8 protein-coding genes are annotated in these 12,439 nt (G+C 32.3%); 6 read left to right on the forward strand and 2 right to left on the reverse strand.

From position 1 onward, the window contains the following. The first annotated feature begins 740 nt into the window (after nt 1-740). The 4 genes from CHRY9293_RS05350 to CHRY9293_RS05365 all read left to right on the forward strand — a co-directional run bounded on the left by CHRY9293_RS05350 (nt 741) and on the right by CHRY9293_RS05365 (nt 6,877). Nucleotides 741-3,407, forward strand: a complete 2,667-nt coding sequence (locus tag CHRY9293_RS05350) for a T9SS type B sorting domain-containing protein (RefSeq protein ID WP_162031927.1) — start codon at nt 741-743, stop codon at nt 3,405-3,407. 42 nt (nt 3,408-3,449) lie between these two features. Then, entirely contained in the window at nt 3,450-4,121 is a 672-nt protein-coding gene (locus CHRY9293_RS05355; protein WP_162031928.1) for a T9SS type A sorting domain-containing protein, read from the forward strand. A gap of 629 nt (nt 4,122-4,750) precedes the next feature. Continuing rightward, nucleotides 4,751-5,584: a T9SS type A sorting domain-containing protein gene (locus CHRY9293_RS05360; protein WP_162031929.1), complete on the forward strand. Its 834-nt coding sequence runs from the start codon at nt 4,751-4,753 to the stop codon at nt 5,582-5,584. 453 nt (nt 5,585-6,037) lie between these two features. Continuing rightward, a complete protein-coding gene (locus CHRY9293_RS05365) occupies nt 6,038-6,877 on the forward strand; it encodes a T9SS type A sorting domain-containing protein (protein ID WP_228455476.1) in 840 nt (279 codons plus the stop codon). A 198-nt stretch (nt 6,878-7,075) separates the two neighbouring features. Here the strand turns inward: CHRY9293_RS05365 and CHRY9293_RS05370 are convergent, their stop codons facing one another. Then, entirely contained in the window at nt 7,076-9,145 is a 2,070-nt protein-coding gene (locus CHRY9293_RS05370; RefSeq protein ID WP_162031931.1) for a protein-disulfide reductase DsbD family protein, read from the reverse strand. Between the two features lies 1 nt (nt 9,146). Next, the gene (gene tilS / locus CHRY9293_RS05375) at nt 9,147-10,460 is read right to left on the reverse strand and encodes a tRNA lysidine(34) synthetase TilS (protein ID WP_317173889.1); all 1,314 of its coding nucleotides are present in this window, start codon (nt 10,458-10,460) and stop codon (nt 9,147-9,149) included. 88 nt (nt 10,461-10,548) lie between these two features. On the opposite strand from tilS, the gene CHRY9293_RS05380 reads away from it, so the two are divergent. After that, nucleotides 10,549-11,385 (forward strand): OmpA family protein, encoded by an 837-nt coding sequence (locus tag CHRY9293_RS05380; protein ID WP_122637824.1) that lies wholly within the window; start codon nt 10,549-10,551, stop codon nt 11,383-11,385. Between the two features lie 381 nt (nt 11,386-11,766). After that, a complete protein-coding gene (locus tag CHRY9293_RS05385) occupies nt 11,767-12,414 on the forward strand; it encodes an O-methyltransferase (protein ID WP_162031933.1) in 648 nt (215 codons plus the stop codon). Nucleotides 12,415-12,439: the final 25 nt, after the last annotated feature.

The raw sequence follows: 12,439 nt of genomic DNA on the forward strand, positions 1-12,439 counted from the left end.
ATGGAAAATAATCCAATAATTTAGAGATGAATTAATAGTCCCGAAAAGTCTGAATAATGTATAAAAGGGAGGGCAAAAATGCTAGTTGCAAAAAAAGCATATTGTAAAAAAGAAACTTTTGTTCAAAACTGATCTTAGCTGAGTGAATTACTTACCCTTTTTCTATTGAACTACAATGCTCAGACAAAAAAAATAAATACTCGTTTTATTAAAATTATATCTTACTTCTTTTTTTAATAATAATAATGAGATAGCATATAGGGCATTAGGAGAGATATAATCAAAAAATAGACACAAAAACTTTGATTAATGATAGAATAAAAAAGCGGATGTTGTAATTATAATATTACAAAGTGAACTGCAATAAAACTCATGAATTAGAGTTAGTTATAAAAAATAACAATCTTTTTAAAACATATAAAATGATAAAAAAATACCTTTGCTTACACTTCTTATTTTTATTTTTTACGAATTACTTTTATTTTTATTCAAAAAAATAGAAGTTGTAGTTATTTTCAGGTGAGATTATTAAAAGCTTGAATGCTGGTACTTTTATAATATTTAATTGTTACCAGTATAAAAATCAGAGTCCTGAAAATCTGTAAAATATCTTTATTGTTATCAATGGAAACACTTTTATTAACCTCTATCAGGAGATGGTCTTGTCATTTTAAGTAATAATCTTAAAAGACTTAAAAGAATCATGAGTCTTGGATATTATATTTTAAACACAAATACTAATGAAAAATAAATTATGGTTATTTCTTGGCATGCTTCTATTCTGCATTTCAAGTAAATTTTCATCTCAAACCTATCAGTTAACAGGCAATCCAATAAATACAACGGGATGGACAATAATACCTAACGCGACTGCCACTGGTGACTTTATAAAACTTACCGCAAACTTGCTCAATCAAACGGGAGGTATTAAATTAAACGAACCTATAAATTTAAAATTCTGTGAGAAATGGAAGGTAGAATTTGATTTTGAAATTGTTGGAAGTAATAGTTTTAGAGGTGATGGTCTATCATTTTGGTATTTATCAAATCCTCCCACTTCGTTTGTTGATGGGGCAGGGCTAGGACTACCCCCCAATTCCAATGGTCTTATGGTAGGTTTTGATATTTTTAATAATATGGCGAACCAAATTCCCTTTTCTACCACAGCCATGAGCAAGGTTCACGTTTTGTATGGCTCAAATAATCAGTTTACCGGGAATTTAGACTCAGATTACAATATAGAGTTTAATAATACTCCCGGAAGTACCTATCATACTCCTGATCTTAATTCAACAATTCCCTTTGTTGGAAGTGGATACAGACATGTTGAAGTCAACGGACAGATTGATCCGGTTAATAATGCGAACTGGATTATAACGATTAAAATCGATAATACTACGGTGGTCAATCAGTCTTTTCAGCCATCGGGAAGTGCTGTAGGTATGACCCAGGGGTATTTTGGCTTTTCAGGAGCAACAGGAGGAGCAACAGCCGAACATTCTATTAAAAATGTTAAAGTATATGTTGATAAAATCCCAACTTTGCAAAATATAGCGAATACTACCTTATGTATAGATCCCATAACAGGAAATGCAAATGTTGATTTAACTTCTTTTAATTCACAGTTTGTAAATAATCCTAATAACTATACTTTTTCTTATTTTATTCAAGGAAGTAATACCCCTATTACAAATCCCACCAGTTTTCAATTGAGTACAGATACAACAGTTTCTGTAATCATATCAGATCCTTCCTCTTCTTTATGTGACAACGGAGATCCCAAAATATACCTTACAATCACACCAGGTATCCCACCAGTAATAACAAGTTCGTCTCCTACTATATGTTTCGGCGGTAGTGTAATATTGACCTCTAATCAATCCACAGGAAACCTATGGTCTACAGGAGAAACAACTCAGTCCATTACGATAACTACACCAGGAACCTATACGCTGACCAATTCCAATGGTACATGTGTAAGTAATCCTGCCTCTATCATTATTACTGAGGAAACAGATCCAAATGTACAAATTACAGGAAACCTTAATTTATGTCAGGCTACGTCTACCCTCTTAACTGCCTCTGCCAACGGAACCGGAAATACATTTGTTTGGTCGAATGGTGCTACCACAGCAAATAATACCGTCACATCTCCAGGAATATATACTGTTACTGTTACTGCTTCTTCAGGATGTCAATATCAAAAGTCGGTAACCGTTACAGCAGAACCTCTTATTACAATAAATATAGCCCCTCCATTGCCCATTACCTGTACAAACCCTCAGGTTACATTAGATGCTACCAATTCTGTTTATCAATCGGGAGCTACTTTCTTATGGACCTCTGCGTCAGGTGGAAACATAGTTTCTGGAGCTAATACATTAACCCCATTGGTGAATGCAGGAGGAGTTTACACACTTACCATTACAAATCCGGGACTATTAACTTGTGCAAAACAAAGCTCAGTAGCTGTGGCCGAGAATTTGAATCCTCCAGTAATATCTCTTAGCTCATCTGCTTTAACTATATGCGAAGGAGATTCTGTTATTCTTACTGCTTCTGGAGGAGTGACTTATAATTGGGTAGGTCTATCTGGAACAGGAAATACTCAAACTGTTACTCCAACATCTACAACCACTTATATGGTTACCGGAATAGGAACAAATGGTTGCATTTCAACGCCTGCTACCATTACAATCAATGTAGTTCCTAAAATTATTTCTCCTTTACATAATATAGAAATATGTCAAGGTGATTCTGCTATATTAGATGCCGGATCAGGTTCTAATTATACCTATATGTGGAATACGGGAGCTAATACTCAAACTATTAACGTCACTCTTCCGGGGACTTATACTGTTACTATAAACAACGGAGGATGTTCTGATGCATTTACAGCCATAGTTTCTTATATTCTTGCTCCGGAAATTTTGGATGTTATTTATAAGGATAATTCTTTAACCATTAATGCAAAAAATCACGGAACAATCTCTTTGGAATATTCTATTGACGGAGGAGTGACTTGGCAGGCCTCTAATGTTTTTTATAATGTATTTAAAAACACAAAATATTCCATCTATGTAAGAAACAAAGGGGTATTGTGTTATTCAGCGATAGACTATTATACTTTTTTTATGACAAATGTTATTACACCCAATGATGACGGGATAAATGATGTAATAGATTTCACTACAATTAGTAAATATAAAAACTTTTCAGGAAATATATTTGATCGATACGGAGCAGCGGTGTTTAAGGTAAGCTCTCAAAACCCTATTTGGAATGGGAAATATTTGGGAAGACCTCTTCCGACAGCCACTTATTGGTACGAATTGTCATGGGAAGATAATGTAAGTAAAAAAACAACTCATACATCCGGTTGGGTTTTATTAAAAAATAGGGATTAATGGAAGAAAGAATTGAGGATTTTTTCCGTAAATATAGGTGGAGTGCAAGTGACGAGTTCTTCTTTTGGATCTATACAATATTCAATTATTGGAGACTTTTATAGAGCTTGTGAGGGTGGACTCATGTCTACAGGAAGCGGTTTACATGTGGGTGAAAATGGTTCTTGGTCTGTAACTCTTTCTTTCAGTAAAGCAGTGAACAATGTAGCTGTGGTAATCAGTGGTGCTGATACTGTTACTAGGCCTGAAGATTTTATTTTTAGTACGAATGGAGGATCGGTTTCTATTATCCCGGGAGAGTCTTGTAGAATGAATATTGTTGGTAATACAATAACTCCTTTGCCGGGGCAAGCTGGATCAGGTTTCTATTTGATCAATTCTACCCCTTATACACAATTAACAATTAATGGAGGTGGTGGATCTGGGGGGAGTGTAATAGGTGTATGTTCCGCAAGTGTTTTGGGGACACAAGATGTGAAAAGTATTCAAAACGAAATGATAGATCCTACTCAAGTAAAAGATATATTGACTATTTCCTCTAAAGAGCCTTTGAAATTCTATAGGATTTTTGATGAATCTGGAAAACTTATTGTATCTTCTACTATTGAAGGTAATAAGAAAGATATTAACTTATTAGGTATTATGACCGGAAGCTATATTATTGCAGTAGAAACGAAGACGCAAACTATAAATAAAAAAATAGTCAAAAAATAATTCATTATAAGGAAGAATCCCGATATTGCATATGTTACCCCTGATAGTTTCTGTTAGGGGTATTTTTATGATTCGGAGATTAATTTGTATTTTGTTTTTAAAATATAATACTCAGTTATTTATATTTGTTTTTTTTAATGAATATGTGGGGGTTTTAATTAAAATAGTATTAAATTTGGTATATGCCTTACTTGATCTCTTTGAGATATTGAATAGTTGGGGATGTGTACTAAAAATAGTCCTAATTGTATAACAAATAAAACAAAGAATGATGAGTGAAAAATTATTTTTTAAAAGATTTACTTTATGTAGACTTTTGTTTATAATTCCACTGAATTTATATGTGGGATTTTTTTCAGGTAATATGCGAAAACTCAAATAATTAATAAGAAAATAATTAAAAATTAATTAATCATAGACATTCTAAAGATCGTCGCTATTGTATGTTCTATTCTTTATAACATATTCTGATAGTGGTTTTTTATAGGATGAGATCTTTAAATAAATTGGTTTTGTGATTATTTAATTGAAAAAAATATAGCCATATTCTCTAATAATTAAGATATGTATGGGTTGAGATATGTGCTATGTGAATCGTTCTAATTTTATAATAATTAAATTAAAAGATGATGGCAAAAAAAATCTCAATGGATAAAAGCTTTACTCGTGGGTTTTTATCACGTTCCTTAGTTTTAGGAGCATTTTTAAGTGTTTGTTCCATACAGGCTCAACTATGTGGCAATACTGCAGATATCAATACCAGTGGAACAATAAGTATTGGAAATGTACAAGTAAGTAGTTCTTCTTCTGGATCTGTACTGTATGAAATGGCTGCCAATTTTTTTGACGCTTGTAATTTAGGTGCTACTCTTTCATCGGGAAGTGCATTAAGAGTAGGAAGTAATGGCTCTTGGTCGGTAACTTTTTCTTTCAGTGTTCCTGTAAACAATGTAAGAATTGTAATTAGTGGTGCAGATATTTTTACTAGGCCCGAAGATTTTATATTTAATACAAATGGCGGCTCTGCGTCTATTATACCTGGCGGCTCTTGCGGAATGGGAATTAATGGCAATACAATTACTGCTATTGGGACTCTTGGAGCAGGTGTCTATATCATTAATTCCTCTCCTTATACACAGCTAACAGTCAGTGGCGGGGGGGGGTCTGGAGGTAGTGTGATAGGTGTTTGTTCTTCGAGTGTTTTAGAAAATCAAGAGATTAAAAATCTAAAGAATGATGCAGTAGATATTTATCCTTCCCAGGTAAAAGATATGATGACTATTTCTTCTAAAGAAACGCTAAAATCTTATAAAATTTTTGACGAATCCGGAAAACTTATTTTGTCAGCACCACTTGGAAGTAATAAAACTGAGATTAACTTATCTGGTTTTATGCCTGGGAGCTATATTGTTGCGGTAGAAACAAAAACAAAAACAATTAATAAAAAAATAATTAAACATTAATATTCTACTAGCATAACCAAAGAGTTTCTGGTATTACAATTTAGATCCCCCAATAAGCAATTAGCTATTGGGGGATTTTTATGATAATAGAAAATGCTCAGTAATTATTGAAACAACTTATTATAATCTCATTTTTTGTTTTAAAAATTAATGCCAAAATAATAGTTATACAATTAAATGACACTTTAATAGCGATAAATCTATAGCTATTTATATTAAAATTTACGGTTGGTGTTCTATTATTAAAGCTTGATATTTTTACATTTGTCTTAAATGAAAATTAGAAAGAGAGTAGTTTTTATTCGACTAGTATTTCCCTTTATGCTAGATATAAAATCAAAAGTAGTAGTATTAAAATTATTATTCGCTTCCATAAGTTTGACTAGAACTTTCTTTTGATTTATAGACGAACCTTATTAATGGTTAATTACAAAATAATATAAAACGAAAATGATGACAAAAAATTTATTTATTGATAGCACTTTTAAAAGAAAGTTTCTATCAGGTTCTATAATTTTTGGCCTATCTCTAAGTGCATGCTCAGTACATGCACAAATATGCCAAAATACGATTAATATGCCAGCTAATGGATCTATAAATGTAGCAGGTGTAAACGGGAGTGTAAGCTCATCAGGGTCAGTGATATATGTGCCTGCAAGTGTTTTCTTAGGAAGTTGTCCGGGAGTGGATGTTCTTTCAACGGGCAGCAGTTTGGACGTTGGAGTGAATGGCAGTTGGTCAACAACTATTTCTTTTAACACACCCGTTAACAATATAGCATTTGTAATTAGTGGTGCTGATACTCTGACTAGGTACGAGGACTTTATTTTTAATTCTAATGGAGGTGGAATCAGTATTTTTCCTGCGAATTCTTGTGGAATGAATATTAGCGGTAATACGATAGCAGCTGCACCTGGAGGCCTAGGGGCTGGAGTATATGCTATTCATGCTTCGAGCCCTTATACCCAATTAACCATCACTGGAGGTGGTGGATCTGGGGGAAGTAGGATAGGGATTTGTTCTGCGAGTTTTCTAGGAGCACAGGAGATAAAAAATATAGGAAATAGTACTGTTGATATCTATCCTTCTCAAGTTAAAGATGTGATGACTATCTCTTCTAAGGAGAATTTAAAGTCTTATAAAATTTTTGATGAGGCTGGAAAGCTTATCTCATCTGCACCACTTGGAATCAATAAAAAAGAGGTTAATATGTCTGGTATTATGCCTGGAAACTATATTATTTCAGTAGAAACACAGACACAAACAGTCAATAAGAAAATAATTAAACATTAAAAAGTCTTAAGACTCTCTTATTATCCAACTCACCATCTATAACTATCATATAACACCTTCAATACTTTTTGAAGGTGTTTCTTATTTAAAATAAGGTGTGTAAAGGTGTGTATTAGAAGAGTTTTTTGATGGCATATTATGAAATATAAAGGCAGTTTAACACATTAAACTGCCTTTGTTATAATTATAAAAATTATTTTATTTTTTCTTTTTAAAATATTGAACGCCACATTCTAAAAATTTTTTGAAATCTTCTTTAGGCATGTATCCGGAAACAGGAGTGTTGATTACTTTTCCATCTGGTGTTATTAAAACGTAATGAGGTTGAGAATTATTATTAAAATTTACCTGTTGGAAAAGGCTCCATCGATCTCCAATGGTCTTTACTTTTTTGAACTGTCCATCACCAAGGTCAATTTTCGTTTTTTGATCTTCAGGAAGCTCTTCTTTATCATCAACGTATAGTGAGGCTAATACAACTTCATTTTGGAGTATGGACAATATATCGGCTTCGCTCCACACAAATTCTTCCATTTTTCTACAGTTTTCACATCCATATCCCGTAAAATCAATTAATATAGGTTTGTTTTCACTTTTTGCAATTTCTATGGCTTTAAAGAAATCATGCTCAGGATGCATACCTAGGATTCCCTCTTTTTCATCGTGGAAATAACTGACATTTAATGGAGGTAAAATACCACTTAATAATTGAAGTTTTGGACGTTCAGAAGGAATTAACCCTTGAAGTAAATAGATGACAAATCCTATTCCCAAGAACCCTATAACTTTTCTTGTTATTGAAATTTTAGGTTTCTTATCATCATGTGGAAATCGAATGATACTGAACAAATATAAAACTAATCCAATTGCAATGATCATCCAGATGGCAATAAAAAGCTCTCTTTTTAAGAAAAAAGTTTTAGATACAAGATCGGCTTTTGATAAAAACTTTAAAGCCAAAGCTAATTCTACAAAACCTAGAACTACTTTTACAGTATTCATCCATCCACCCGATTTAGGTAAGCTTTGTAAGGCTTGTGGAAATAGAGCTAACAGTCCAAAAACAATAGCCCAAGAGAATCCGAAACCTGCTAAAGCAAATGTTAATAACATAGGTACATTAGTAGAGCCTGTTACCGCACTTCCTAGTAAGCTCCCTAAAATAGGACCGGTACAAGAAAATGAAACAATTACCAAAGTAAGAGCCATGAAGAAAATTCCAATCATTCCTCCTGCTTCTTCTGCTTTTGAGGATTTGTTGGCAATTGAGCTAGGTAATGTAATATCATAGTATCCGAAGAAACTTCCTGCAAAGAATATGAATATAATGAAGAATGCGATATTTAACCAGATACTGGTCGAAATTTCATTAAAAATATTTCCTGCAATTCCATCAATTAAATGAAATGGGACACTTAGTAAAACAAAAATTAAAAGAATAAAAAAACCATACATTAATGCATCTCTTTTCCCTTTGGCCTTGTGCTTATTTCCTTTTGTAAAGAAAGATACCGTTAATGGAATCATAGGAAAAACGCATGGTGTTAATAAAGCGATTAAACCTCCTATGAAGCCTAACAATAAATAAGTCCAATAATTTTCATCAACTTTTGTAGAGCCTGTTCCGCAATCGGTTAATGGCTTTTTAAAGTCTAATGTTTCTATCTTTAGCTGTTTGGGATCTAATGTTGAGGTTGCAGCAATAGTTATTTCTTCTTTTACTGGTTTCCCATCGATACTCTCTTCAGTTATAATAGAATCTTTAAGGCTTTTAACATTTTCCTTTTCAACTGCTGTTACCTCAGTTTTTGCCGGAATTACCTTTTGATTAAATTCTAGCGTGTTGGGTGCAAGACATACTCTGTCATCACAAGTTTGGTAAGTGATTTCAGCGGTGACATCACCTTCTTTTGTTTCATCCTTTAACTTGAACTTTTGTTTGAAACCTGCCGAATTAGAATAAAAAATAATTTTACCTCCAAAAGCTTCAGAAAACTCTTCGTGTTTTTTTCCAACTTCAATAAATTTCCCGATTAATTCAATATTTTTTCCCGAAACTTTATATTCTGTAGGAATTCCTGTATCTTCAGGAATATCTCTAGAATAAATATGCCAGCCACTTTCCAAGGTCGCATTCAGAACAGCTTCATATTGATTATTTCCTAAATCATTAATTGTAAATTTAAATTTTACAGGATTTTTTATTTGTGCATTAATTACTGTTGTTAAAAATATCAGAATTAATAAAAACCAGTTTCTAAATTTCATTTTACTTTTTATTAAAAATTTTGAGAATCCTATTCGTTTCCTCATTCCTTGCTTTTCGTCTGTCTTGTCTTAAAGGAATAATTCCCAGTATAGAATTGCTGCTGTCAGTCAATATCCAGATTTTTTGTCTCGCTAAAATAGATAATTTTTCGTCCCTAAAAAATTTAGAAACTTTCTTTTTTCCTGAAAACCCAGACGGATAAAACTCATCTCCATTGTATTGTCGCCTCAACCGTAAAGGAAACTGAAGTTTTGCCGCATCAAAGTCCCATTCAAAAACAGTATTGATTTCTTCTATCTCTTCCATTATATTTTCGAGATTTATGGTCATTTGGTTTTGTGAAACGTCATTATTTTCAATCAGGATATATTCATTACGGGTTTCTTTTTCCTTTTTGATATTAATGACAATCAATTCTTCTCTATTTATGATTAATTGAAAATCTTTCGAAAAAAAAGAACTTCCTGATGCGGCACTGAAAATCTTTACAATTTCTTTTTCGTGAGTAAAACCATATTTTCTTAAAATCTCAAACTTAACAAAATCACTTTCTTGTATCAATTTGTTCTTGGATATAATGATATGATTTTTGTTAAATGTGGTGAGTTGTTTTTCTATTTCTGCAATTTGCTTTTGAACGAATTCCTTTGTTTGATAGAGGTAAGAAGAGCTTTTCCTGAAATTTTCTAAAAAGTGTTCATTGGTTTCTACCAGCTTAGGAACTATCTCATTTCTGATTTTATTTCTTAAATAATCACTTTTTTTGTTGGAAAGATCTTCACGATATTCAATATGATGTTCTTTTGCAAATTGATAAATCTCATCTTTTGTAAAAGATAACAGGGGACGAAGTATATTATGATCATTGGAAGGAATCCCACTTAGGCCACTTAATCCGGCTGCTTTTGAAAGGTTAATAATGAATGTTTCGAGTTGATCATTCAAATGATGTGCAGTAACTAGAAATTCAAGATTTTCTTTTTCTTGAATTTGTTTAAAGAATGTATATCGAAGCTCTCTTGCCCAAACTTGGATGGAATTTTGAGGTTTATTATCTTCTTCAGAAACTTCATATAAATGAAATTTAATATGATTTTTCTCACAAAAATTTTGAACTACATTTTGGTCGGAATCAGAGTCTTTTCCACGAAGTTTATAATTGATATGAGCGATCTCAAATTTTAATCTAAAATGTTGGAAAAGAAATGCTAAAGTCATAGAGTCAGCCCCTCCACTCACCGCCAAAAGGTAGGTGTGATTAAGGGGAGTTTGAATGAGTTTTTCTAATTGATTTTTAAAGCTTGACTTTTTCAATATCTTTATGTGAGTTTTCTTTATGCAAAGATAATCTATATAATTCAATTGAATTTTCCTAACTTTGATTCGTCTAAAATGATTATTTATGAAAATTTTAAAAATCTTCGCAGTTTCTGCAATGGTGTTGGGCATGACGTCTTGTGTAAGTAAAAAACAATATGATGCACTTAGTGTAAACTACAAACAGTGTATTGAAAACGTAGGTGAAAGACAAAGAGAAATTCAGGATCTTAAATCTCAGAATTCGGCTTTGACGGGTGAAAACAACCTATTAAAAAGCCAACATGAGGCATTAAAGTCATCTTTAGATGCTTGTTTATCAAATACAGGAAAAAGTTCGTCTAATATTGATAAGCTAGTAGGTGAGATCAATGCATCGAATGCTTATATTAAGCAGCTTATATCAAGCAATGCCAAAAATGATAGTTTGAATTTAGCATTGTCAAACAAGCTTAAGAGATCGTTGGATAATGTAGCGGATGGGGATGTACAAGTTAAAGTATTGAAAGGGGTTGTGATGATTTCACTTTCAGATAAGATGTTGTACAAAACAGGAGATTATAATGTATTGCCAGCAGCTCAGGAAGTACTTGGAAAAGTAGCTAAAGTGATTAATGATTACGATAAATATTCAGTATTGATTGAAGGAAATACAGATAATGCACCACTCAATTCTCCAAATCTTCCAAAAGATAACTGGGATTTATCAGCTTTAAGAGGAACTGCTGTTGCTAAAATTTTACAAACTCAATTTGCCGTGGACCCTGCAAGAATTACTGCGGGAGGACGTTCCGAATATAATCCTAAAGCGACCAACATGAGTGTTACAGGAAGATCTGAGAATAGGAGAACCGAAATTATCATCATGCCAAAACTTGATGAATTTATGAAGCTAATGGATATTGCTCCTGTTAAGAAATAAAAAGAAATAAAATATATTTAAATCTAAAAAATCCCAGGAAAGCCTGGGATTTTTAGTTAGATTACATCTTCTTTTTTTAGTAAAGAAATAATCCATTGTCGAAAAGAATGTTTTTTTCTAAGTTGTTTTTTTCTTTTAGAATCTATCATACTTTTTTGAGATAGGACAGTTGGATTCTCATGGTTATTTTTTTTGACCTCCTCATGCATATTTTGGTGTTTTGTATTTGATTGCAAATATAGGTTTTTCATTATTTCATACGACTTATATTTTCATAGAATTTTATACGTAATTTTACTTTTAGAGATAAATATTAGTATGAGAATCGATTGCTTTTGTTTCTTATATTTTGGCTAAATTTGGATGATAAAAATTTATAAAATGAGCTTTTTTGAAGAAAAAAACCCTGAAATGGATAGGTATTTGGAAACACACGCCTCTTCAGAACCCGAAGTTTTAAAAAAATTAAGAAAAGAAACGTATCAAAAAACCACCCAGCCTCATATGATTTCAGGCTATCAACAAGGAAGGTTATTGACTATAATTTCCAAAATGATACAACCTAAAAATATTTTGGAAATAGGAACGTTTACAGGATATGCAACACTTTGCCTAGCTTCAGGACTTGCAAAGGATGGGAAAATTACAACGTTGGATATTAATGAAGATCTAGCCTATATTCCCCAAAAATATTTCTCAGAAAGTGAATATTCAAATCAAATTGATTTTAAACTGTGTAATGCTAAAGATTTTTTACAACAGACTGATGAGGTTTTTGATCTTGTTTTTATTGATGCCGATAAAGAAAGCTATGCTGAATATTTCAGATTAATTAAGCCCAAAACAAAGTCGGGATCTGTATTAATGTTTGATAATGTGTTATGGTATGGAAAAGTGTTAGAAGAATACCCCACTCTTAAGTCAACACAGATTATACAGGAATTAAACAATTTGATCGCAAAAGATGATGATTTTGAAAATCTTATTTTACCTTTGCGTGATGGAGTGAATTTCCTTAGAAGAAAATAATATTAATTTTTAACCCCTTCAATCC

Origin of the sequence: Chryseobacterium potabilaquae (genome assembly GCF_902728265.1) — a bacterium.
Classification (GTDB): Bacteria; Bacteroidota; Bacteroidia; order Flavobacteriales; family Weeksellaceae; genus Chryseobacterium; species Chryseobacterium potabilaquae.

Bases quoted from the DNA above. Each gene is read 5' to 3' on its own strand.
- CHRY9293_RS05350 (WP_162031927.1), top strand. From the start codon at position 741: ATGAAAAATAAATTATGGTTATTTCTTGGCATGCTTCTATTCTGCATT.
- CHRY9293_RS05360 (WP_162031929.1), top strand. From the start codon at position 4,751: ATGGCAAAAAAAATCTCAATGGATAAAAGCTTTACTCGTGGGTTTTTA.
- CHRY9293_RS05365 (WP_228455476.1), top strand. From the start codon at position 6,038: ATGACAAAAAATTTATTTATTGATAGCACTTTTAAAAGAAAGTTTCTA.
- CHRY9293_RS05370 (WP_162031931.1), bottom strand. From the start codon at position 9,145: ATGAAATTTAGAAACTGGTTTTTATTAATTCTGATATTTTTAACAACA.
- CHRY9293_RS05380 (WP_122637824.1), top strand. From the start codon at position 10,549: ATGAAAATTTTAAAAATCTTCGCAGTTTCTGCAATGGTGTTGGGCATG.
- CHRY9293_RS05385 (WP_162031933.1), top strand. From the start codon at position 11,767: ATGAGCTTTTTTGAAGAAAAAAACCCTGAAATGGATAGGTATTTGGAA.